This is a genomic window from Kineococcus gypseus (genome assembly GCF_050871305.1).
Taxonomy (GTDB): domain Bacteria; phylum Actinomycetota; class Actinomycetes; order Actinomycetales; family Kineococcaceae; genus Kineococcus; species Kineococcus gypseus.
In genome coordinates this window covers 23,740-47,573 of record NZ_JBJLRD010000005.1, presented here as the reverse complement: position 1 = coordinate 47,573, position 23,834 = coordinate 23,740, and the positions used below count along the sequence as shown (strand labels likewise).

Sequence of the window (23,834 nt, the reverse complement as noted above, 5' to 3'; positions counted from 1 at the left end):
CGTGCGCGCACCGCGCTCAGGCGGCGGCCGCGGCGAAGCCGAGGGCGAGGTCGGCGAGGATGTCGGCGACGGCCTCGATGCCGACGGACAGGCGCACCAGGCCGGGCGTGACGCCGGAGGTGAACTGCTCCTCCACCGTTAGCTGGCTGTGGGTGGTCGAGGCCGGGTGCACCACCAGGGAGCGCACGTCGCCGATGTTGGCGACGTGGCTGTGCAGCACGAGGGCGTCGACGAAGCGCTTGCCGGCCTCGAGGCCGCCGGCGATCTCGAAGGCGATCACGGAGCCGGAACCGCGCGGGGCGTACTTCTGCGCGTTGGCGTGCCAGGGCGAGGACGGCAGCGAGGCGTAGTTCACCGAGAGCACCTGCTCGTGCCCGTCGAGGAACTCCGCCACGGCGCGGGCGTTGCGCACGTGGCGCTCCATGCGCAGCGAGAGCGTCTCCAGGCCCTGGGCGATGAGGAACGCGTTGAACGGCGAGGCCGCCGGGCCGAGGTCGCGCAGCAGCTGCACGCGGGCCTTGGTGAGGTAGGCCGCCGGGCCGACGGCGTCGGTGAAGACGACGCCGTGGTAGCTGGGGTCCGGGGTGCTCAGGCCGGGGAAGCGGCCGGAGGCGGCCCAGTCGAAGCGGCCGGAGTCGACGATCACCCCGGCGATGGAGGTGCCGTGCCCGCCGAGGAACTTCGTGGCCGAGTGCACGACGACGTCGGCGCCGTGCTCGATCGGGCGCACGATCCACGGGGTGGCGATGGTGTTGTCCACGACCAGCGGCACGCCGGCGGCGTGGGCGGCGTCGGCGACGGCGGCGACGTCGAGGACGTCCCCGGCCGGGTTGGAGATGCTCTCGGCGTAGAACAGCTTCGTCCCCGGGCGCACCGCGGCCGCCCAGGAGGCCGGGTCGTCGGGGTCCTCGACGAACGTGGTGGTCACGCCCATCTTGGGCAGCGTGTGCTGCAGGAGGTTGTACGTGCCGCCGTACAGGCGCGGGCTGGCGACGACGTGGTCGCCGGCCTGGGCGATGTTGAGCACTGCGATCGTCTCGGCGGCCTGGCCGCTGGCGACGAGCAGGGCGCCGAGGCCGCCCTCGAGGGCGGCGATGCGCTCCTCCACCACGGCCTGGGTGGGGTTCATGATGCGCGTGTAGATGTTGCCCAGCTCGGTCAGGCCGAACAGCGCCGCGGCGTGGTCGGTGTCGCGGAACGCGTAGCTGGTGGTCTGGTAGATCGGCAGGGCGCGGGCGCCGGTGGCCGGGTCCGGCTGCTGGCCGGCGTGCACCTGCAGGGTGTCGAAGCCCCAGGCGGCGGTGCCGCCGGGCGCGGTGGGGGTGGTCTCGTCGGTGCTCACGGTGCGGGTTCCTCGTCCGTCGGGGGTGGTGGGGGCGTCAGTCGTGGCCCGGACACCAGCCGTCGAAGAGGTACGGGCGCCGCCCCGGCCAGAACGGGTCGAGCACGAGGAGGGCGGGCAGCACGCCACGATGGTGCCGCCGCGCGCCGCGCCGGGGCAACTCACCGGCGAGCCGCGTGCGGAGGTGGACGCGGAGGGTGATCCGTTCCCCGGTTTTCCTCACTCAAAGTAGTTGCCCGGACACGAGGCGGAACCGCTCGACCCGTGGCACCCTGGGGGCGACGACTGAGGGCCACCATGCGGTCACGCACGATCACGCGGTGCCGGCGCGCTGCCGGTGCGGGGTCGACGCGGGACCGGCGCCCCCCGGACCCGAGCAGCAGGAGCACGATGGACAACGACCGGACGACCGCCGAGGCCGCCGTCGCGGACGACTCGATCCAGGTACTGCGCTGGGACGCCCCCTCGTGGGCCTCGCGCGGGCTGGAGGTCGAGGGCGGCTGGCTGCACGCCTACGAGTCGCGCATCGTGCCCCTGGAGGGCGACGACGGCGCCGAGCGCCCGTGCCCCGTGCGCCTGGAGTGCACCGACCTCGCCTACGCCGAGGCCGGGCAGACCGTCCTGCGCCGCTTCGGCCCGCGCGTCTTCCTCGGCGACACCGCCCAGCTGTCCCTGCCCGAGGCGCGCCGGCTGGTCGCCGCCCTCACCGACGTCATCGAGCGGGCCGAGGGCACCGAGGGCGCCGCGGGCGCCGGGGGCGCGCGGCGCTAGGTTTCCCCGCATGGCCCTCTCCCGCGCCGTGCGCGTGCTCTCCCCCGGTCGGCTCGAGGTCGTCGACGTGGAGGTGGCCGCGCCCGGACCGGGCGAGGCGCTCGTGCGCGTCGCGCACTGCGGCATCTGCGGCTCGGACCGCGAGGTGTTCGCCGGCACCCGCCCGGCGGAGTTCGTGCGCTACCCGCTCGTGCCCGGCCACGAGTGGTCCGGCAGCGTCGCGGCCGTGGGTGCCGGCGTGCCCGAGGGCCTGCTCGGGCGCGCCGTCGTGGGCCAGGGCATCCGCACCGCCGAGGGCACCCCGGCCTCCGTGGCCGGCGACGTCGACGGCTGGCCGCAGGAGTACGAGGAGACCGGCTTCACCCTGCCCGGCGGCTGGGCCGAGCACCTGACGATCCCGGCGCGCTACCTGCACCTGCTGCCCGAGGGCGCCGACCTGCGCGCCGCCGCCGGCATCGAGCCGGCCGCCTGCGTGGCCGAGGCCGTGCTGCTGGCCGACGTCACCGTCGGCTCGAAGGTGGCCGTCGTCGGCGCCGGGACCCTGGGCCTGCTGGCCGTGCAGCTGCTGCGCGGCGCGGGCTGCGAGGTCACCGTGGTGCACCGCGGCACCGGGCGCGAGGAGCTGGCCCGCCGCTGCGGCGCGGTGCGCTACACCACCACCGACGAGGCCACCGCCCTGGAGGGCACCTTCGACGCGGTCGTCGAGGCCGCCGGCGCGCCCGGGGTGGCGCGCGCCTCGGTGCGCCTGGCCCGCCGCGGCGGGCGCGTGGTGCTCACCGGCATCCCCGCCGCCGACGCCGACGACCTCTCCTCCCTGGAGCTGGTCTCGCGCAACGTGCACGTGCTCACCGTCTTCGGCGCCCCCACCCGCGCCTGGGCGTACGCGGTGCGCGCCTTCTCCACCGGCGTGCTCGACCCCACCCCGCTGATCACCCACGAGTTCCCCCTGGAGGAGGCGGCGCGGGCGCTGGACGTGCTCGCCGACCGCTCCTCCGGCGCGCTGAAGGTGCTGCTGCACCCCTGAGCGCGGGGGCGCCGGCCGGGCGCGCCGCGCGCACGTCCGGCGCACGTCCGGCGCACGAATCGTGCCGTTCTGCTTGCGCACCCCGCCCCCGGTCCCCTTCCCTGGACGGTGCCCGCGCTCCTCCGCCGGGCCGGCGCGCTGGACCGGGCGGGTGGTCCGGCGCACTCGTCCGGACCACCCGCCGCGCCGCACCGCTGCAGCACGGCCGGTGCCGCGCCGACGAGCACGAGGTGGTCCTCCTGTCCCTGCCCGGTCGGCGCGGTCGCAGCGGCGGCCTGCAGCAGCGGCTGATCGCCCTGGTGCTGGTGCCCGTGCTCGGCCTGGCCCTGCTCGTGGGCTCCGCCGTGCGCGAGCGCGCCGCGCAGGTGCGCGCCGTCGACTCCGCCGTGGCGCAGGTGCGCGCGGCGGTCGCCCTGGACGCGGCCCGGGTGGGCGTGAGCCAGGAGGTGACGCCCGCGCTGGTCACCGCGCTCATGGTCGCGGGCCCGCGCCCGGCGCAGGTGGACGGGGAGGTGCTCGCCGCGCTGGCCGCGCCCGACCTGGACCGGCGCCTGGCCGACGCGCGCGCCCGCGTCGACGCCGCCCTGCAGCGCGCCCGGCGCGCCGGGGCGGGCGCCGAGGCCGACCGCGCCGCCGCCGAGCTGGCCGCGCTGCGCACGGCGCCGCTGGGCGACCGGCCCCCGGAGTCCGTCCTGACCGGCTACCAGGCCGTGGCGCAGGCGCTGGGCGTGCAGGCCGCCGCCCACCTGCGCCGCGCCCGCTCGCACGGGCTGGACGGCGCCACGACGATCGCGCTGGTCGACCTCGTGCGCGTCTCGCGCGCCGCGACCCTGGCCGGCTCCCAGACGCCCCTGCTGCTGGCGTCCCTGCTGAGCACGGGACCGGCCGGCTCCGACGTGCGCGCGCGCTTCGTGGAGGTGTGGGGCGGCTACCGGCAGGCCGCCGCCGACGTCGTGGGCACCTGCTCGCCGGAGGTGGTCACCGCGTGGGCGGCCGCCACCGGCAGCGGCACGCGCACCGTGGACTCCACCGCGACGGCCGCCGCCACCGCCGGGCAGCGCCCACCCGCGGCGCGCCTGCCGCTGCTGCTGGCCGCCGACGAGCGCCGCGCCGAGGGCATCGCCCGCGCCGTCGCCACCGCCACCGACCTGACCGTCGGGGCCGCCACCGCGAACGCCCGGCGGGCCGAGCGCGAGCTGCGCTCGCTGCTGCTGCTGGCCACCGCGCTGCTGCTGGCCAGCGTGGGCGCCACCCTGGTGGTGCGCGTGTCGCTGACGCGCCCGCTGGCCCGCCTGGCCGCCCAGGCGCGCGCCGTGGGCGCCGGCGAGCTCGTCGACGTGGAGGAGTCCGGGCCGGAGGAGGTGCGCACCGTGGCGCGCGGCCTGGCCGCCGCGGTCGACGGGCTGCGCCGGCTGCGCGACCAGGTGCACGCCGTCGCCGGCGGCGACCTGGACTCCGAGGTGGTGCGCCGGCCGCTGGAGGGCCCGCTGGGGCGGGTCGTGCACACCTCGGTGGTCCAGCTCATCGACGCCATCCACGACCGCGACCGGCTGCAGGCGGACCTGGCGCACCAGGCCGGGCACGACGCGCTGACCGGGCTGCCGAACCGGGCGCGCACGCAGGCGCTGCTGGAGGCGGCGCTGCTGGCCGCCGGGCGCGCCGGGCACCGCACCGGGCTGCTGTTCGTGGACCTGGACCGCTTCAAGCACGTCAACGACTCCCTGGGCCACGCCGCCGGCGACGCGCTGCTGCGGGCGGTCGCCGGGCGCATGCGCGCGGCCGTGCGCACCGGGGACGTGGTCTGCCGCCTGGGCGGGGACGAGTTCGTGGTGCTCGTGCCCCTCGTGCCGGTCCCGCCCGCCGGGGACGTGGACGCGGCCCTGGAGGGGCTGCGCGAGCTGGGCCAGCGCCTGGTGGACGCGGTCGGCGCGCCGCTGCCCCTGCGCGGGCGCGAGGTGCGGGTGGGCGCCAGCGTGGGCGTGGCCCTCAGCGAGCCGGACGCCGGCCCGGAGCAGCTGCTGCACGACGCCGACGCGGCCGCCTACCGCGCCAAGGCCGCCGGGCGCGGCGTCGTGGAGGTCTTCGACGAGCTCGTGCGCGCCGAGCTGGCCACCCGCAGCGCCACCGAGGAGTCGCTGCGCGCGGCCCTGGCCGCGGGGGAGCTGGTGCTGCACTACCAGCCGGTGCTCGACCTGGCCTCGGGGTGCACGCGCAGCGCCGAGGCGCTGGTGCGCTGGCACCGCCCCGGGCACGGCCTCGTCATGCCGGACGCCTTCGTGCCCGTGGCCGAGCGCTCGGACCTGGTGTGCGAGCTGGGCCGCTGGGCGCTGCACGAGGCCACCGCGCAGCTGGTGCGCTGGGACGCCGAGGGCGGCGAGCGCGCCGGGCTGAGCGTGGCGGTCAACGTCTCCGGCCGCCACCTGTCCTCCCCGCGGCTGCTGGAGGACGTGGTCGAGGCCCTCGGCGCCGCCCGGCTGGACCCCGCCCGCCTGACGGTGGAGATCACCGAGACCGTCCTCGTGGACGAGCCGCTGGCGCTGGAGCACCTGCACGCCCTGCGCGACGTGGGCGTGCGGGTGGCCATCGACGACTTCGGCACCGGCTACACCTCCATCGGCCAGCTCTCGCGGCTGCCGGTGGACGTGCTGAAGGTCGACCGCGGGCTGGTGGCCTCCCTGGACGCCGGGCACGCCGCGCTCGTGCGGCTGGTCGTCAGCGCCGCGCACAGCTTCGGCCTGGGCGTGGTGGCCGAGGGCGTGGAGGAGCCCGGGCAGCTGGCGCAGCTGACCGCCACCGGCTGCGACGCCGCGCAGGGGTACCTCTTCGGCCGCGCGGTGCCCGCCCCGGAGCTGACGACGCCGCGCCTACCCGGGCGCGCCGCGCCGCTGGCGCCGGCCGGCGCCTGAGCCGCCGTCCCGCGTCCGGCCCGCCGCCCCCACCCCGAGCTCAGGCGCCGGTGGGGGCCGCGGCGGCGCCGAGGTGGGCGGTGAGGCGCTCGAAGTTGCCCGAGCCGATGGCCGCCTTGTCCGCCTCGCTGAAGGGTGCCGCCTCCAGGAAGGAGCGGGCCACGCCGTTCGAGGTGTCCAGGTACGGGTAGCCGCCCGGCCGGGTGCCGAAGGTGTAGGGGTAGTCGGTGCTGTACATCATCCGCTCGGTGCCGACGACCTCGGCGGTCCAGCGCAGGTAGCGCTCGGAGACGGTCCCGCTGCCGGTGACGGAGAAGTTCTGGCGGAAGTAGTCCACCAGCGGCCGCTGCAGGCCCGTCATGTCGGCCATGATCCCGGTGTGGTCCAGGTAGAAGAGGACCACCTCGCCCCAGTGCCCGGCGATGACCTGCAGGTCCGGGTGGCGGTCGAAGACGCCGGAGAAGATCATCCGCAGGTACTGCACGCCCAGGTCGTAGTACCAGCCCAGCCCGGCGGTGGCCAGGCTCATGCCCACGCCGCGCCCGTTGCGCACCTGCCCGCCGCCGAGGTCCGAGTAGTAGGACTCCAGCACCGCCGGCACGGGGGTCTGCGGGTGGAAGTGCAGCGGCGCGCCCAGGCGGGCGGCGGTGGCGTACAGGTCGTCGTGCCGCGGGTCGTCGGCGAGGACGTCGCCGGTGCGCCCGTAGAGCATGGCGCCCTTGAAGCCGAGGCGGGTGACCGCGCGCTCGAGCTCGGCGGCGGCGTGCTCGGGCGCCGGGGTGGGGATGGTCGCGAAGGCGGCCAGGCGCTCCGGGTGGGCGGCGACGACCTCGGCCAGGGCGTCGTTGGCCTCGCGGGCCAGCGCGACGGCGTCCGCGGCGGGCAGGTCCTGCACCCCCGGGGAGGCCAGGGACAGCACGGCGACGTCGACGCCCTGGTCGTCCATGTCGGCCAGGCGCTCCGCCCCCGTGCTGCGCAGGCGACGGGCGAAGGGCTCGTCGCCGAAGCCGAGCTGCGGCACCTGCGGCACCCCGGCCCTCGCCCACGCCTCCAGCAGGACGGGCAGGGCGACGTGCTCCTCGAGCGCAGTGATCTTGATGCTCACGACGTGCTCCTCACGGGGTGGGTGCGGCGGGGCGCGGCGGGCGGCGGGCCACAAAACGAACGAGCGTTCGCTGAATCGGACTCTGCGCTCGCTGGCCTCGACTTGTCAAGCGAACGTTCGTCTTCTTAGGCTGCCGGCGTGCCTCGGGTCAGCGGTGAGCACCTGGCCATGCGCCGCACCCAGGTGCTGGACGCGGCGACGCGCTGCTTCGCCCGTCAGGGCTTCTCGGCCACCTCGATGGACGACGTCGTGCGCGAGTCCGGCCTGTCGGCCGGGGCGGTGTACCGCTACTTCGACGGCAAGGACGCGCTGATCGCGGCCGCGGCCGAGCAGGCGCTCACCCGCGTCGCCGGCACCCTGGCCTGGGCGCGCGAGGCGCCCGAGCCCGTGGCCCCCCGCCGCGTGCTGCACGCCCTGCTGACCCGGGTCGCGCAGGAGCCGGGCCCCGGCGAGGTCGACCCGGCCCGCGTCGCGGTCGGCGCGTGGGCCGAGGCCCTGCGCAACCCGCGGGTGCACCAGGTCGTCGAGAGCACCTTCCGCAGCGTGCGCGCGGACCTGCTGGCCGTGCTGATCCGCTGGCGCGACGCCGGGCACCTGGCCCCGGACGCGGACCTGGAGGCGGCCGCCGCGGCGCTGTTCGGCACGGTGCCGGGGTTCCTGCTGCAGCGCGTGGCCCTCGGCGACGTCGACGTCGACGCCTACCTCGAGGGCCTGGCCGCCCTGGGCGCCGACTGGTGAGCACCGCCCGGACCGCCGGCGAGGTCGCCACCAGCACCAGCACCAGCAGAGCGCCCACGACGCAGGAGACGACCGCGCCGCCGGCGCAGCACAAGTAGCAGCCGTAGCCGACGGCGCCCTCGGCGAGGAACACCCCGCCGAGCAGGGCCGTGCCCGCCCACAGCAGCACCATCGCGGAGTTCACCCGAAGCCGCGCAGCGCCGAGGTGGCGTAGTACCCGGCCACCTCGCCCAGGCACACCAGCACGCCGACGTCCATCACCGCGGAAGTGATGACCGGCGAGCGCCCCGCCTAGATCGTCGACGGAGCGATCACCGGTACCCGGTACCCGGTACCCGGTACCCGGTACCCGGTACCGGGTACCGGGAGGCCAACTCGGTCTTCAGGCTGGACGGGACCACCCACATCACGCGCCTGAAGGCTGACCGGAGCGCGAGGGATCAGAGGGACAGGACGGTGAGCACCTCATCGCCGTAGTCGTTGATGGCCTTGACTGCGATGCGCCCCTGCTCCGGACGGGGGAACGGGCGCGAGCGGGTGCTGTTCAGGCTGGCCCACGCCACCTCGTCGATGTCGTCCTTGAGCGCCCGCCTCAGGCGGGTGTAGGGATCGCCGTCGCCGCAGAAGTAGGCGTGCCGAACGAAGAAGGACTCCCCGTCGTAGTCGGTGTCGACCATCCACAGCGCGATGGAGTCGGGCTGGTCGGAGCGGACCTGACCGGTGGTGGGGTCGTACACGTCGACGCCGCGGATCTCCACGACGACACCCTCGGGCGTCGTCTCCAGCGCGATGTCGGGCTCGCCGAAGACGGTGAAGAGGTTGCCCGCACCGGTCTTCTTCAGCAGTTCGTCGCCCATGGCGAGGTCGGCGTTCATCCGCACCAGCAGGATGGGCAGCTTGCCCCACTTCTTCTCGTCCACGACGCTGGCGAAGTCGGAGGGGTCGGAGGGCTTGAACTCCCCCACCGTCTCCAGCGCGTTGGCGTCGAAGGAGAAGCCGAGCACGAGCAGGAGGTCGTTGCCCTGCCCCTTGACGGCCTCGCGGGCGGCGGCCTTGACGAAGCCGGAGCTGACGGTGCCGTACTCGGGACCGATGGCGATGGCCACGCGCTGCGGCGTGCCCTCCTCGGCGGCCACCCGGGTGGCGACCGCCTGCACGACGGCACCCGGGTACGGCTCGACGTCCTCCAGCACGAGGCGCTCGGCGGTGCGCCCGTTCTGCACACCGGCGGCGAGCAGGTTGTCCAGGATGGAGCGCTCGTAGCCGGGCGAGTCGGCCTGCGCCTCGGTCGGCGCCGGGTCGGTGGTGCGGCGCTCGGCCTCCTCCACCGCGGTGTCGAAGGACAGGGTGCGGTGCGGGGAGAGGGACTCCACTGTGAACCTACCCGCGACGCGGACCTTCTTCGGGTCCTCGTAGGGGCGGTCGTAGAGCGTCTCCACCTCGGCGTGCCGGGCGATGGCCGCGTCGATCTGTTCGCGGGTCATGCCCTCGCGGATCTCCGGGTTGTTCGCGATCGACTTCAGCGTGACGTGCGGGACGCGCTCGTAGACGAAGTTGCCCCGGACGTTGCGGTGCGTCGGGCCGGTCGTGGGTGCCTCACCGCTGAGCTGCGCCTCCTTAGCGCGGCCTTCCGGAGAGTCTGCGAGCAGGTAGTAGGGCAGCTTCGCGCCCATGAGGCGCTGGCGGGCCAGGGCGAGGGCGACGCGCGAGGTGTCGATGGTGATCCAGCGACGACCCCACTGCTCGGCGACGTAGGCGGTGGTGCCGGAGCCGCAAGTGGGGTCAAGGACGAGGTCGCCGGGGTCGGTGGTCATCAGTAGGCAGCGCTCGATCACCTTAGTGTTCGTTTGAACTACATAAGATTTTGGGTCAGAGAACCCAGAGGTGACCGTATCTTCCCACATGTTCGTGTACGAGAATGCAGGAAAGTCGTCCAAGAATCGGACGTAGCTCAACGTCGAGCCCACGGGGATCAGTCGATCAGCCCACAGCAGCTTACGCATACCATCTTGATTGGTCTTCCATCCACCTTTGGCTGGGAGGAAGGTCCTGTTGTTAACTTGTACCGGAAAGATCGTCGTACGACCCTCTCGAGTCGTCTGTGAAGTCAATTGATCTGCCCTCATCTGCCGCTGACCTGGACCGATCGACTCATCACGAGACATGCGCCGTCGCGATCCATCAACATCCTGCACCCAGGTGTATTGGCCGGCGCCCTGGCCCCCTGCGTTCTTGACGCGAAATAGTTGACGATATTTGATCCTGTCAATACTCTTGGCGTACCAAATTAAGTAGTCACTAATTGAAGCCAGCGTCTTGGTCCCACCGGCGAAACTGCCGGCACCCGAGGTCGTCTTATACGTTATCAGTGACACAAAGTTCTCTCGGCCGAATACCTCGTCGAGCAGCGATCGCACCAGGTGCACGTTGTCTTCGCCAATTTGCACAAAAATGCTGCCAGAATCGCTTAGCAGCTCGCGGGCCGCAAAAATTCGGTCACGCAAGTATGGCACAAAGGAGTGGATTCCATCCTCCCATGTATCTCGGAAAGCTTTAATTTGCTCAACTTCGCGCGTCGCATCAGAGATCTTGTCCTTGACGTCCCTCTTGCTGGCCCGCCTCTGCCAGTTCGACTGGAACTTGATGCCGTACGGCGGGTCGATGTAGATGCACTGCACCTTGCCCCGCAGGTCCTCGCGCTCCGCGAGCGACGCCATGACCTCGAGAGAGTCCCCGAGGATCATGCGGTTCGACCAGTTCGCCTCGTGCTGGTAGAACTCGAGCGTCTCGTAGTCCTTCAGCCCGTCGAACTCCGCGAAGAGCGTCGCCGGCTCGTCCTCCGGCACCCGCTGCTTGCGCAGGTCCGCGATGAGGGCTCGCGGCTCGATCTTCTCCTGGATGTAGATGGGCGGCGCCGGCACGCGCAGCGCCTCATCTTGCGCGTCCTTCCCGCGCCAGACGAGCTGCGGGTCCAGCGCGGTGTTGCGCTGCACGTCGAGCACGCGCGGGGCGGTGACGTCCGCACCGACGAGGTCGCGGGAGTCCGCGGTAGGCAGGTTGGTGCGCTTGTCGCCGTGCCGGATCGAGTCGACGCCGACGGGGGCTGCGGGCGCCTCAGCGCGCTTGCGGGGTGGCACGGAAGAGCTCCTCGTCCTCGTCCTGGTGGTCCTCGAACACGTGCTCCAGCGCACTCGGCAGGCCGGTGACCGGCAGGTCGGCGCGCAACGCCGTGATGGCGGCGGCGAGCACGGGCTTCGTCGTGACGGGGTCGTCGATCTCGACGTACCCCCAGCGGCCGAAGCCGCCGTCGTTGTTGACCGCCGCGCACCACAGGTTCCGCGCGGTCGACGCCTTCTCCGAGCGCGCCTCCTGCGACTTCCTGCCGCCGGAGACCTCGACGATGAGGTACCGCTCGATCCCGTCACCCTGCTCGGTGAGGCGGGCGATGAAGTCCGGCAGGTAGCGCCGCGAGCGCCCCCGGTGGACGTACGGGATGGCGAACTCCAGGTGGTCGTTCTTCACGTACGCGGCCACGTCCTTGGACAGCTCCAGCGCCTGGGTGGCGATCTGCTCCCAGGTGTTGCCGCCCTGTCCGTCGAGGACGACGCCGTCGACGTGGCACTTGCCCGGGTCGGTCGCGATGACGCGCTTGGTGGTCGTGAAGTCCACGACGTCGGTGCTGCCGGCGCGCCCCTCCACGCTGAAGACGGGCAACACGCGCGGCTCGCGCCCCTCGTCGGCCTGGTGGATCGAGCGGGTCACCTGCTCCGCCGCCTCCGGCAGCCGCTCCCCGACGAGGAACATGCCGGGGAAGGTGCTCGTCTCGTAGTCGACCTTCTCCTCCAGCCACTCCTCCGCGATCCGCACGAGCTGGGGGAAGAGCCACGGCTGGTCACCGACCGACTTCTCGGTGAACCGCGGGGCGATCTGCCGGGCGAGGTGGAACGCCACCGTCTGCGCGCGCACCCGCCGCAGGTCGCCGAGGTCGTGCACCTCGACCGCCCCGACGAGGCCGGCGACCTCCGTGGTCGTGGGCAGGTCCCGCGTGCGCACCGTCCAGCGCGGTGCCGAGTCGAGGTCGGCGAAGAGGCGCTGGTCGGGCACCTCGATGCGGTAGCCGTCCAGGCGCGGGAAGACGATCCGCGCGGGGCGCCGGTCCGGCACCGCCATGACCCGCTCGGGGGTGCGCACCGGCGGCGGGTCCGCCTGCGGCCGGTCGCTGGGGATGAAGCTGAACGGCACGCCGTACACCTCGGCGTACTCCGGCTCGAACATGCCCTGCTCGTTCACCGCGTACGAACGGCGCCGCAACCCGCGGCCGACGACCTGCTCGCACAGCAGCTGCGAACCGAAGGCCCGCACGCCCAGCACGTGCGTGACCGTGTTGGCGTCCCAGCCCTCGGAGAGCATCGAGACGCTGACGACGCAGCGCACGCCCTCCCCCAGCCGGCCGGGCTTGCCCACGGTGTTGAGGACCTCGCGCAGCAGGTCCCCGTCGTCGAGCTCGTCGGGCTGGCGGCCGGTGCGGGCGGCGAACTCGCGGCGGAACGCCTCGATCTCCTCCGCCGCCGCGGCCCGGAAGTCGGCGCTGAGGGCGTCGTCGCGCTCCAGCTGAGTGGAGTCCACGAGGATCGAGCGCGGCTTGGCGAGGACCCGGCCGTCCACGACGTTGCTCAGCAGCGGCAGCTGCCCCTCGACGTGGACCTCGTGGACGGTTCCGTCGGGGGTGGCCGCCTCCTTCGTCCAGCCGGCGATCTTCTGGTACACCCACTGCGAGACGACAGTGTTGTGGCACACCACGATGAACACCGGCGGCGTCGAGCCCGCGCGTAGCGAGTCGTCCTCGCGCTGCTTCTCCCAGCGCGCGTAGGCGCGTTCGTACGAGGCGTACAGACTGCGCAAGGCCCCGTCGAGCGCGACCGGCAGGTCGCGGTCGGCGTAGGAGGCGCCCTTGACGACGCGGTTGGGCAGTTCCGAGCCGACGTGGTCCCACAGGTTGAGGTAGGTGACCTGGTCGCCCTCGGCGTCGTCCGCCACCGGCACCCGGGGGATCTTCACGATGCCCGACTCGATGGCGTCCAGCAGCGAGAAGTCGCTGACCACCCACGGGAAGATGAAGCCCTCGCGGTAGCCGGAGCCGTTGAGGAAGAAGGGCGTGGCGGACAAGTCGTAGACCACCCCCAGCCGCATCGTGCGCGCGATGTGCTCCAGCCCGGAGAACCAGACGCCCGCCTCGCGGTTGCGCTCGCTCGCCTCCTTCTTCGCCGCGCCCTTGAGGTCGGCCTCGGAGACCGCGCCCTCGACATCGGCGGTGGCGCGCGCGTAGCAGTGGTGCGCCTCGTCGTTGAGGACGACGAGCGGGCCGCCGTCGCGGGACAGCCCGCGCAGCACCCGCGCCACCATCATCGCCGGCGTCTCGGTGAAGGGATCCTCCGCCAGTCGGGCCGAGGCGAGCTTGCGGGTGTCCGCGCTGACCCCGCGCGCCTCCACGGTGGTGCGCAGCTGGAAGGAGTGGAAGTTGGTCACCACCAGCTCTGCCCGCCGCAGCGCGGGCCACAGGTCGGCCGGCACGACGTCACGCTGCCGGTAGTAGTTGCCCTCGTCATTGGGGTCCAGCACCCGCAGCCGGTCGCGGATGGTGATGCCCGGGGCGATGACGAGGAAACGCCGGGAGAAGCGCCCGTCGCGCGGGCGGGCGACCTTGTTGAGGGTGTGCCAGGCGATGAGCATCGCCATGACGACCGTCTTGCCGGAGCCGGTGGCCATCTTGAAGGCCGTGCGCGGCAGGGCGTGGTTGTAGTCCTCGTTGTGCCCGGCGAGCTCAGCGGCGATCCAGTCGTTGCCGTCCCGGGCGGCAGCCTCGGCGACGTAGATCGCCGTCTCCACCGCCTCGCGCTGGGCGAACAGGACGCGGTTGTCCCGCTCCGGGTCCGACCAGTGCTTCAGCAGGCGCAGCGAGGTGGACGTCACGTAGGGGTAGCCGCGCTGCCGCCACAGGCCCACCGCCCGCCGAACGCGGTCGATCTGGTCGTTGGGCTCCCGACGCTCGTCGGTGCAGTGCAGGTCCAGCTCGATCTGCTCAGCCACCTTGGACCGGCCCCGCTTGCGCGGGCGCGGCACCGGCACCCACGACTCGCTGGGGCGGCGGCTCTCGACGACCTCGTCGGTGATGCCGCCGTCCTCGCCGAAGCGCCAGTGCCGGGAGGGGATGTCGTAGGGCCCGTTCAGGATCGGGTTGTCGATCAGCGACATGCGCCGTCCACCCCGGTGCAGCACTCCACGAGCCCACAATGCCATCTATAGATGGCGGACAGTGCGGTAGGGCGCGCCGGAGGTTGTCCGGGTGCCCTTCGCCTCTCCCGTCGAACGCCACTTGGCGCAGGCGCTGGCGAGGACGCTGCGGGAGCGGCGCACCGAGATCGGCTTGACGCAGGAGGAAGTCGCGGAGGCGGTGGGCATCAGCCGCAACCACTACGGGCTCTACGAGTCGGGCCTGGGCAACCGCCCTGCACGAGCTCCGCTCAACCCGACCTTGGCAACGCTCGTCGCCATCGCTGACGCCCTGCACCTGTCCCTGCCCGACCTGATCGACCGGGTGTACGAACTGCCGCCGCGCGAGCGGAGCGCTTGACCACCTCGCTCAGGACTGTCGAGGCCGTCCGCGCCGCGTGCCGCGCTGGGCGAGGTACTCGTCGACGAAGCGCTGGGTGCTGTGCCACTGCCCGAGCGGGTCGCGCTGGGCACGCAGAGCACCCCGCGAGGCAGCCGACCGCAACGCTCCCACGCTCAGCTCCGCCGTGGCGAGCGCCGCGATCGGCACCAGCCGGCTGGGGCCCGCGAGCTGCGGGAGCATCAGGCGGTTGAGGTTGTGCAGCACCGCGCGGGCGATGAGCTCGCCCAGCGCGCCGTGCTCCCCCGCGTCGGAGGAGCGCAGGGCCCGCAGGTACCGGTCGCGGTCGCGGGCGTAGACGATCGCCGGTGGCATGCCGAGCCGGACGAGGACGAGGTTGAGCAGCAGCCGACCGGTGCGCCCGTTGCCGTCGAGGAACGGGTGGATGCGCTCGAAGCGCGCGTGGAGCTCGGCGATGCGCTCGACCTGCTCAGGACCGGCGTCGCGCAGCGTGTTGACGTCGGCGAGCCACTGGTCCACCTCCGCCGGCACCACGGTCCACGACGGCGGTTTCATCCCCCCGGTGAACTCCCTGATCTCGTGCCGGCGGAAGCTGCCGGGCGCCTCCTCCCGGGTCGCGTGGGGGTGCGGGGAGACCTGCCAGACCAGGTCGAGGACCTCGTGGTGGACCAGGCGCACGTCGTTGAGCGAGAGCAGCTCGCCGGTCGACCAGTCACCGGCCGGGTCGATGCCGGTGCGGTAGACCCAGTCCGCGGCGTTCGCGTAGCCGCGCACCTCCAGGTACTCGCTGAGCTGCTTGACCTTGCGCCCCGTCAGCCCCTCCTCCAGGAGCTGGTCGACGTCCCGCTGCAGGAGGGTGTTGCCCTCGATGGCGGTGCTGTGGTGAGCCTCCTCCCGCCAGATGTCGCGCCAGATGTGCTCGGCCTCCATCGGGCTCGGGAGACCGCCGAAGCGCTTGGCCATGTCCTCTAAGGCGAGGGTGAGGCGCTGGTACACCTCGGCACGGCTGGGACGACCACGACCGCGAGAGGGCACGACGGCACCCTAGCGAACAATTCGTGCGCAGAGGCTCGTTGCAAACGACGCGCACGAGTAAGCGGTGGCCGTGCGAGACGACGAAGGCCCGTCCCCTGCTGGGGACGGGCCTCGTGGTGGAGCCGCCTCGGGGAATCGAACCCCGGACCTACGCATTACGAGTGCGTCGCTCTGGCCGACTGAGCTAAGGCGGCGCGTGCCCCGTGGGGCACGGGTCACGAGCTTACAGGACGTCACGGGGCCCGCTCGACCGCCGGTGTCCCGGCCGGCTCAGCAGCGCGCGCCCTCCTCGGGCAGCTCGCCGGCCACCAGGTACGCCTCCACCAGCTCGTCCACGCAGGAGCTGCCCGTGCGGTAGGCGGTGTGCCCGTCGCCGTCGTGGGTGAGCAGCCGCGCGGAGGCGAGCTGGCCGGCCAGGCCCTGCGCCCACGAGTACGGGGTGGCCGGGTCGCGGGTGGTGCCCACCACGAGCACCGGGGCGGCGCCGGCGGCGCGCACCGGCTCCGCGCGGCCCACCGCCGGCAGCGGCCAGTCCACGCACGTGAGCACCCCCCACCCCAGGAAGGCGCCGAAGGTGGGCGAGGCCTCCTCGAACAGCGGCACGCCGGCGCGCACCTCCTGCTCGGTGCGCACCTCGGCGCGGTCCAGGCAGTTCACGGCGGAGATCGCGGTGATGCGGTCGTCGGAGTAGCCGCCGTCCTCCCGGCGCCCGGCGTAGGCGTCGGCGATGGCCAGCAGGCCGCTGCCGTCCCCCTGCAGCGCCGCGCGCAGCGCGTCCGTCAGCTCCGGCCACGCCGAGCGCGCGTACAGCGGGTAGGCGACGCCGTAGTACGCCAGGCCCTGGGTCAGGGGGCGCTCGGAGTCCGTGGGCAGCGGGCGGCGGTCCAGCTCCGCCAGCAGCGCGCGCACCCGCGCCACCGCCGCGCCCGGGTCCTGCGGCAGCGGGCAGTCGTCCTCGCGCGCGCAGCCGCGCACGTACGCGCCCAGCGCCGCCTCGAAGCCGGCGGCCTGCGTCAGGCCCACCTCCCGGTCGCCCAGCGCCGGGTCGATCGCGCCGTCGAGCACGAAGCGGCCCACCCGCTGCGGGAACCGCTCGGCGTACAGCGCGCCGACGTACGTGCCGTAGGACTTGCCCAGGTAGGTGAGCTTCTCGTCGCCGAGGACGGCGCGCAGCACGTCGAGGTCCTGCACGGCCGTGCGGGTGTCCACGTGCGCGGCCAGCTCCCCCGTCGCGGCGCACCCGCGCCCGACCTGCGCGGTCAGCCGGCGCCAGCGCTGCACCTCCGCCTCGTCGTCGGGGCTGCTGTCGGCCGCCAGGAGCTCGTCGGTGCGGGCGGCGTCCAGGCAGCGCAGCGGGTCCGAGCCGCCGGTGCCGCGCAGGTCCAGGCCCACGACGTCGAAGTGGGCGCGCACGTCGTCGCCGAGCACCGCGGTGGCCGCGCGGGCGTACTCCACGCCCGGCACGCCCGGCCCGCCCGGGTTCAGGACGATCGAGCCGAGCCGGTCGGCGCCCTCGGCGGAGGTGCGCAGCCGCACCACCGCCAGCGAGGCGGTCGCACCGGCCGGGTCGGCGTAGTCCACCGGCACCGTCAGCCGGGTGCACTGGAAGCCGCCGCCGCAGTCCACCCACTGCAGCCGCTGGCCGTAGAAGGGGGCCAGGGACGGCTCGACCGCCGCCTCGGAGGCCACCGGCGCGGCGGCCTCCAGCGGCCGCGGCTCGGGCCCGCCGCCCGGCAGCAGCGAGCAGGCGCCCAGCACGAGCGCGGCGGCGGCGGTCGCGAGGGCGGCGGGACGGCGGCGCATGGTGCGCCCAGCCTCGCAGACGCCGCGCGGCCGGTGCCGCGCGCGCCGACGTGGCGAGCCTCACGCCGGCGGCGCACCGCCCGGGCGCAGGCTCAGCGCCAGCGCCTCCACCGCCAGCAGCGGCGCGACGTTCTGCCCCAGCCGCTCGCGGGCCAGCGCCACGGCGTCGGCGCGGCGCAGCGTCTCCTCCGGGGTGCAGGCGTCCGCCATGGCGTGCACGTCCTGCGCCACGTCGGGGTTGACGAGGTCCACCGGGGCACCCAGCTGCACCACGAGCACGTCGCGCAGCAGCCCCAGCAGGTCCACCAGCGCCCGGTCCAGCACGTCCGTCTGGTGCCGGCGCGCCCGGCGCTTCTGGTCCTCCTCGAGCTGGCGCACCTGCGCGCGCACCGCCGGCGGCAGCGCCGCGGCGCCCTCGGCGCCCAGCGCCCGCAGCAGCTCGGCGCGCTCGGCCGCGTCGCGCTGGGCGCCGGAGGCGCCGGCCTCCTCGGCGGCGACGTCGACGAGCTCCCCGGCGGCCACCACCGCGTCGCCCACGCCCGCCACCCGCTGCGGCAGGCGCAGCACCTCGCGCCGGCGCAGGCGCGCGCCCTCGTCGCGCGCCAGGCGCCGGGCCAGCCCGACGTGGCTCTGCGCGGCGCGCGCGGCGAAGGCGGCCATCACCGGGTCCACGCCGTCGCGGCGCACCAGCAGCTCGGCGACCGCGTCGGCCGGCGGCACCCGCAGCGGCACGTGCCGGGTGCGCGAGCGGATCGTGGCGAGCACGTCGTCGGCCGCCGGGGCGCACAGCAGCCACACCGTGCCCGGCGGCGGCTCCTCGATCGTCTTCAGCAGCACGTTGCCGGAGGTGTCGTTGAGGCGGTCGGCGTCCTCCACGACGACCACCCGCCAGCGCGCCACCGACGGGCGGCGCTGCGCGGTCTGGATGAGCGGCTCGACGTCGACGCGGCGGATCTGCGTGTGCTCGGTGGCGAAGACGGTCACGTCCGCGTGCGAGCCGGCCACCGCGGTGCGGCAGCCGGCGCAGCGCCCGCAGCCCACCTCCGCCGGGTCCTCGCACGCCAGCGCGGCGGCGAAGGCGCGCGCGGCCACCGAGCGCCCCGAGCCGGGCGGGCCGGTCAGCAGCCAGGCGTGCGTCATGCCGGGCGAGCCGGGCCCACCGCGGGCGGCGCGCGCGGCGCGGGCCAGGACCCGCACCGCGGGCTCCTGGCCGACGACCTCGTCCCACACGCTCACCGCGCCGGCACCTGCTCCCCGGCGGCGTGCGCACCCGGCGCGGCGAGCGCGCCGGCGGTGGCCCCGGCGGGCGCGTCCGCGGAGGCGCCGGCAGAGGCGCCGGCGGTGGCGCCGGCGGTGGCGCCGGCAGAGGCGTCGGCGGTGGCGCCGGCGGTGGGCAGGCGCGGCTGCAGGGCCTCGCGCACCCGGCGCTGCACCTCCTCGGGCGCGGCGGTGGCGTCGAGCACGAGGTAGCGGCGCGGATCGCGCGCGGCCAGGCGCAGGAACTGCTCGCGCACCCGGGCGTGGAAGGCGAGCGACTCCGCCTCCAGGCGGTCCTCCCCGGCGCGCTGCGGGTCGCGGCCGCGGCGCAGCGCCGCCGTGGCCGGGTCCACGTCGAGCACGACGGTCAGGTCGGGCAGCAGGTCGCCGGTGGCCCAGGCGGAGAGCTGCTCGACCTGCTCGGCGGGCAGGTCGCGCCCGGCGCCCTGGTAGGCCAGCGAGGAGTCCACGTAGCGGTCGGTGACCACCACCGCGCCGCGGTGCAGCGCCGGCAGCACCACCTCGGCGACGTGCTGGGCGCGGTCGGCGGCGAACAGCAGCGCCTCCGCGCGCGGGTCCAGGGCCGCGCCCTCGCGGTGCCCGAGCAGCACCTCGCGCAGCGCCGCGCCGGTGGCGGTGCCGCCGGGCTCGCGGGTGGTGACGGCCTCGTGGCCGCGCTCGCGCAGCCACTGCGCCAGCAGCCGCGCCTGGGTGGACTTGCCCGAGCCGTCCCCGCCCTCCAGGGCCACGAACAGCCCGCCGCCGCGGCCGGCGGCGGCGCCGGCCGGCGGGGTGGAGCGGGCGGCGGCGCGCGCGGCGGGCCCGCCGTCACGCTCGCGCCAGGCGCGCACCAGGTCCGCGCGCAGGCTCGTGCCGCGCCGGTCGTCGACGTGGCGGTAGGCCACCAGCCCGGCGGCGGCGGTGACCGCGCCGGCCACGAGCATCGTCAGCGCCGAGCCGGTCAGCGTCTTCGACCACGTCGGCGTCGCCACCAGGGTGCGGTCGCCCAGCAGCTGCGCCAGCCACGGCGCCACGAGCATCACCGCGACGATGACGACGCGGGTGCTGGCGCCGACGAAGGCGAACGTGCGCCCGCGCACGTCGTCGTCGACCTCCAGGCCCAGCAGCGTGTAGGCGGAGACGTACGCCAGGCCGGTGAACAGCCCCAGCGCCACCACCATCAGCGCCGCCAGGACGATGTTGCCGCTGAGCGCCACGAGCACCAGGGAGGCGCCGGCCGCGCTCAGCGCCAGCCCGAAGGTGCGCCGGCGCGACAGGCCCGCCAGCCAGCGCGGCCCCTGCCACACGCCCAGCGCGACGCCGGCGAAGACGGCCATGACGACCACGCCGAAGCCGGGGTCGCCGGCGCCCAGGCCGGTGACGAAGGCCCTGCCCAGGCCGATGACGACGCCGCCGGCGGCGAAGGCCACGAGCATCCCGCCGACCAGGCCGCGCAGCAGCGCCGAGCCGCCCACGAACCGCCAGCCCTCGACCACGTCGCGCCACAGCGTCGGCGCCAGGGCGCGGGTGCGCGGGGCGTGCGCGCGCGGGGGGATGTCCAGGCGCCAGATGACGACGGCGGCCACGAGGAAGGTCAGCGCGTTGACGTACATCGCCAGCGACGACTGGGTGCCGGCCAGGAACGGCAGCACGTTGTCGAGCACGCCGGTCAGCAGGGTCAGGGCGATGAACGCCAGCCCGGCCACCGGGGCGGTGCCGTAGGTGGCCACCAGGCTGACCTGGTTGGCCGCCTCCAGCTGCCGCGCGGGCACCAGGTTGGGGACGGTGGCGTCCTTGGCCGGGCCCCAGAAGAGCGTGACCAGCTCGATGAGCACCGTGGCGACGTACAGCCACGTCAGGCTCCCCGCCAGCGGGATCGAGGCGAACAGCGCGAAGCGCAGCAGGTCGCCCACGACCATCGTCAGGCGGCGGTCCAGGCGGTCGGCCAGCGCCCCGGCCAGGGGCCCCAGCAGCGCCGCCGGCGCCAGCTGCAGCACCAGCACCGTGGAGACGGCCACGCTGGCCTGGGTGGCGGTGCTGCCGGCCAGCTGCGACAGGCCCGCGGCCGTGCCCAGCTTGGCCAGCATCCCCAGCCAGTCGCCGAAGCTGGAGAGCATCAGCGACAGCCACATGCGCCGGAAGGCGGCGTTGCCGCGCAGCAGCGCCCGCACGTCGTGGTCGGGGACCGCCGCGGTGTCGCTCACAGGGTCAGGGTAGGTGGCGCACCGGACGCTCCCCGTCCGCCGACCGGTGGTGTCCCGATCGGCCGGACGGGGCCCGCGCGGTGGGCGGGGACGGTCAGTCGGCGGTGGCCGCCGACGCCCTGGCGGCCGTGCCCCTGGCGGCGGTCTTCTTCGCGGCCGCCTTCTTCACGGTCGTCCCCGCGGCCGTCTTCTGGGCGGCGGTGCGCTTGGCGGCGGTCTTCTTCGGCGCCGGGCCCTTGGCGCGCTTCTCCGCCAGCAGCTCCGCGCCGCGCTCGGGCGTGATCGTCTCCGGGTCGTCGTCCTTGCGCAGGGTCGCGTTGGTGGTGCCGTCGGTGACGTACGGGCCGAAGCGGCCGTCCTTGACGACCATCGGCTGACCGGACTCCGGGTCCGCGCCCAGCTCCTTCAGCGGCGGCTTGGCGGTCTGCCCGCGCCGGGTCTTCGGCTGGGCGTACACCGCCAGCGCCTCCTCCAGCGTGATCGTCAGCAGCTGGTCCTCGGAGGGCAGGGTGCGCGAGTCGGTGCCGCGCTTGAGGTACGGCCCGTAGCGGCCGTTCTGCGCGGTGATCTCCTCGCCGGTGGCGGGGTCGACGCCCACCACGCGCGGCAGCGACAGCAGCTGCAGCGCCTGCTCGAGGGTGACCGTCTCCACGGCCATGTCCTTGAACAGCGAGCTGGTGCGCGGCTTGGCCTTGACCGCCTTCTTCGCGGCGCGCTTCCTCGGCGCGCCCTCCTCGGCGGCGGGCGCGGGCGCGGGCTCGTCCTCCTCGACCAGCTCGGTGACGTAGGGCCCGTAGCGGCCGGTGCGCGCCACGACCGCGCGGCCGGTGGCCGGGTCCTGGCCCAGGACGCGGTCGCCGTCGGACTGGGAGGTCAGCAGCTCGCGCGCCTTCTCCACGCTCATCTCGTCGGGGGCGACGTCGTCGGGCACGGAGGCCTTCAGCAGCTCGCCGCTGTCGGCGTCCGGGCCCTCCAGGTAGGGCCCGTAGCGGCCCACCCGCAGCACGATGCCCTCGCCGATGGGCACGGTGGAGATCTCGCGGGCGTCGATCTTGCCGAGGTCGTCGGCCAGGCCCTTGATGCCCTCCATGCCCGGCACCGCCGAGGCGGCCGGGCCGCGCGAGCCGTCCCCGTCCGAGCCGTCGCCGTCGGGGGCGGGACCGGCCGGGGCCGGGCCGGCGCCGGCCGGGCCGGCGGCGCCGAAGTAGAAGCGGGTGAGCCAGTCCACGCGCTCGGCCTCGCCGCGGCTGATGGCGTCGAGGTCGTTCTCCATCTCGGCGGTGAAGTCGTAGTCGACGAGCTTGGGGAAGTGCTCCTCCAGCAGGCGCGTGACCGCGAACGCCAGCCAGGTGGGCACCAGCGCGGAGCCCTTGTAGCGCACGTAGCCGCGGTCCACGATCGTGGAGATGATCGAGGCGAACGTCGAGGGGCGCCCGATCCCCTTCTCCTCCAGCGTCTTCACCAGGCTGGCCTCGGTGTAGCGCGGCGGCGGGGACGTCACGTGCGCGTCGGCCGCCAGGCCCGAGGCGCTCAGCGCCTGCCCCACCGCCACCGGCGGCAGGCGGCGGTCGGTGGCGTCGGCCGCGTCGGCCTCGCGGGACTCGTCGCGGCCCTCCTCGTAGGCGGCCAGGAACCCGCGGAAGGTGATGATCGTGCCCGAGGCGGAGAACTCGGCGTCGCGCCCGTCGGAGGCCGCCGCGCCCAGGCGCACGGTGGCGGTGGTGCCGCGCGCGTCCTGCATCTGCGAGGCGACCGTGCGCTTCCAGATGAGGTCGTACATGCGGAAGTCGTCGCCGCGCAGCTCGCCGGAGACCTGCGCGGGGGTGCGGAAGATCTCCCCGGCGGGGCGGATGGCCTCGTGGCCCTCCTGCGCGTTCTTCGACTTCGAGGCGTACGCGCGCGGGGCGTCGGGCACGTACTCGGCCCCGTACAGCTCGCGCGCCTGCGAGCGCGCCGCCGACAGCGCCTGCGTGGACAGCTGCACGGAGTCGGTGCGCATGTAGGTGATGTAGCCGCGCTCGTAGAGCCCCTGCGCCACGCGCATGGCCTGCCGGGCGTTCAGGCGCAGCTTGCGCGAGGCCTCCTGCTGCAGCGTGGAGGTGATGAACGGCGCCGCCGGGCGGCGGCTGTACGGCTTCTCCTCCACCGAGCGCACCGCGAACGCGGCGCCCTCCAGGGCGCGCACCAGGCCCTCGGCGGCGGCGACGTCCAGGTGGGCGACGCCGTCGCGCACCGCGGCCGGGCGCAGCCGCCCGGAGTCCTCGAAGTCGCGGCCGGTGGCCACGCGCCGGCCGTCCAGCGCCACCAGGCGCGCGCCGAACGCGCTCTCGCCGGCCGGGGCGAAGTCGCCGGTGACGTCGGCGTAGCCGGCGGCGCGGAACGCCATGCGCTCGCGCTCGCGCTCCACGCACAGGCGGGTGGCCACGGACTGCACGCGCCCGGCCGACAGCCCGGCGCGCACCTTGCGCCACAGCACCGGGGAGAGCTCGTAGCCGTAGAGGCGGTCCAGGATGCGGCGCGTCTCCTGCGCGTCGACGAGCCGGTCGTCGATGTCGCGCAGCTCGCGCGCGGCCTGCTGGATGGCCTCGCGGGTGATCTCGCCGAAGACCATGCGCCGGTACGGCACGCGCGGCTCCAGCGCCTGCACCAGGTGCCAGGCGATGGCCTCGCCCTCGCGGTCGCGGTCGGTGGCGAGGATGAGCTCGTCGGCGTCCTTTAGGGCGCGCTTGAGCTCGTTGACCTTCTTCTTCTTGTCGTCGTCGACGACGTAGTACGGCTCGAAGCCGTGGTCGACGTCGACGGCGAACTTGCCGAAGGAGGTCTTCTTGACGTCCTCGGGCAGCTGCGAGGGCTGGGGCAGGTCGCGGATGTGGCCGTAGCTGGCCTCGACCTGGTAGCCGGGGCCCAGGTAGGTCGAGATCTTGTCGATCTTGCTGGGCGACTCGACGATCACCAGGCGCCGCAGACCGTCCCCGGTCCCCGCCGCCGCCTTCGACTTGCCCGCCACTGGTCCTGCCT

At 74.5% G+C, this 23,834-nt stretch carries 14 protein-coding genes and 1 tRNA gene; 5 read left to right on the top strand and 10 right to left on the bottom strand.

Annotated elements, in window-relative coordinates; genetic code table 11:
* Positions 1-16: 16 nt before the first annotated feature.
* On the bottom strand, positions 17-1,342 hold the full coding sequence (locus ACRYMN_RS02750) for a bifunctional o-acetylhomoserine/o-acetylserine sulfhydrylase (RefSeq protein ID WP_432491731.1): 1,326 nt from the start codon (positions 1,340-1,342) through the stop codon (positions 17-19).
* 390 nt (positions 1,343-1,732) lie between these two features.
* On the opposite strand from ACRYMN_RS02750, the gene ACRYMN_RS02745 reads away from it, so the two are divergent.
* From ACRYMN_RS02745 to ACRYMN_RS02735, 3 genes are all read left to right on the top strand, one after another.
* Entirely contained in the window at positions 1,733-2,113 is a 381-nt protein-coding gene (locus tag ACRYMN_RS02745) for a hypothetical protein (protein WP_432491729.1), read from the top strand.
* A 10-nt stretch (positions 2,114-2,123) separates the two neighbouring features.
* Positions 2,124-3,137 (top strand): zinc-dependent alcohol dehydrogenase, encoded by a 1,014-nt coding sequence (locus tag ACRYMN_RS02740; protein WP_432491727.1) that lies wholly within the window; start codon positions 2,124-2,126, stop codon positions 3,135-3,137.
* Positions 3,138-3,367: 230 nt separating this feature from the next.
* Positions 3,368-6,043 (top strand): putative bifunctional diguanylate cyclase/phosphodiesterase, encoded by a 2,676-nt coding sequence (locus ACRYMN_RS02735; RefSeq protein WP_432491725.1) that lies wholly within the window; start codon positions 3,368-3,370, stop codon positions 6,041-6,043.
* A 40-nt stretch (positions 6,044-6,083) separates the two neighbouring features.
* On the opposite strand, the gene ACRYMN_RS02730 is transcribed toward ACRYMN_RS02735, so the two are convergent.
* Positions 6,084-7,142, bottom strand: a complete 1,059-nt coding sequence (locus tag ACRYMN_RS02730; protein WP_432491871.1) for an amidohydrolase family protein — start codon at positions 7,140-7,142, stop codon at positions 6,084-6,086.
* Between the two features lie 144 nt (positions 7,143-7,286).
* Between ACRYMN_RS02730 and ACRYMN_RS02725 the strand changes: the two genes are divergently transcribed.
* Complete coding sequence (locus ACRYMN_RS02725; protein ID WP_432491723.1) at positions 7,287-7,886, top strand: TetR/AcrR family transcriptional regulator; 600 nt, start codon at positions 7,287-7,289, stop codon at positions 7,884-7,886.
* Positions 7,887-8,326: 440 nt separating this feature from the next.
* On the opposite strand, the gene ACRYMN_RS02720 is transcribed toward ACRYMN_RS02725, so the two are convergent.
* Together ACRYMN_RS02720 and ACRYMN_RS02715 are read right to left on the bottom strand one after the other, a co-directional pair.
* Positions 8,327-11,023, bottom strand: coding sequence for a site-specific DNA-methyltransferase (locus tag ACRYMN_RS02720; RefSeq protein WP_432491721.1), 2,697 nt, complete (start codon positions 11,021-11,023; stop codon positions 8,327-8,329).
* Entirely contained in the window at positions 11,001-14,138 is a 3,138-nt protein-coding gene (locus tag ACRYMN_RS02715) for a BPTD_3080 family restriction endonuclease (RefSeq protein WP_432491719.1), read from the bottom strand. Before ACRYMN_RS02715 ends, ACRYMN_RS02720 begins: the two co-directional genes overlap by 23 nt.
* A 91-nt stretch (positions 14,139-14,229) precedes the next feature.
* On the opposite strand from ACRYMN_RS02715, the gene ACRYMN_RS02710 reads away from it, so the two are divergent.
* The gene (locus ACRYMN_RS02710) at positions 14,230-14,517 is read left to right on the top strand and encodes a helix-turn-helix domain-containing protein (RefSeq protein ID WP_432491717.1); all 288 of its coding nucleotides are present in this window, start codon (positions 14,230-14,232) and stop codon (positions 14,515-14,517) included.
* A gap of 9 nt (positions 14,518-14,526) precedes the next feature.
* Here ACRYMN_RS02710 and ACRYMN_RS02705 read toward each other — a convergent pair whose 3' ends face one another.
* From ACRYMN_RS02705 to topA, 6 genes are all read right to left on the bottom strand, one after another.
* A complete protein-coding gene (locus ACRYMN_RS02705; RefSeq protein ID WP_432491715.1) occupies positions 14,527-15,552 on the bottom strand; it encodes a Fic family protein in 1,026 nt (341 codons plus the stop codon).
* A 117-nt stretch (positions 15,553-15,669) separates the two neighbouring features.
* Positions 15,670-15,746 (bottom strand) — tRNA-Thr (locus tag ACRYMN_RS02700).
* Positions 15,747-15,822: 76 nt separating this feature from the next.
* Positions 15,823-17,355, bottom strand: a complete 1,533-nt coding sequence (locus tag ACRYMN_RS02695) for an alpha/beta hydrolase (protein WP_432491713.1) — start codon at positions 17,353-17,355, stop codon at positions 15,823-15,825.
* Positions 17,356-17,415: 60 nt separating this feature from the next.
* The gene (locus tag ACRYMN_RS02690) at positions 17,416-18,591 is read right to left on the bottom strand and encodes a DNA polymerase III subunit delta' (RefSeq protein WP_432491711.1); all 1,176 of its coding nucleotides are present in this window, start codon (positions 18,589-18,591) and stop codon (positions 17,416-17,418) included.
* Positions 18,588-20,816: a dTMP kinase gene (gene tmk, locus ACRYMN_RS02685; RefSeq protein WP_432491709.1), complete on the bottom strand. Its 2,229-nt coding sequence runs from the start codon at positions 20,814-20,816 to the stop codon at positions 18,588-18,590. The genes ACRYMN_RS02690 and tmk overlap by 4 nt, the downstream gene beginning before the upstream one ends.
* 94 nt (positions 20,817-20,910) lie before the next feature.
* Complete coding sequence (gene topA / locus ACRYMN_RS02680; protein ID WP_432491707.1) at positions 20,911-23,823, bottom strand: type I DNA topoisomerase; 2,913 nt, start codon at positions 23,821-23,823, stop codon at positions 20,911-20,913.
* Positions 23,824-23,834: the final 11 nt, after the last annotated feature.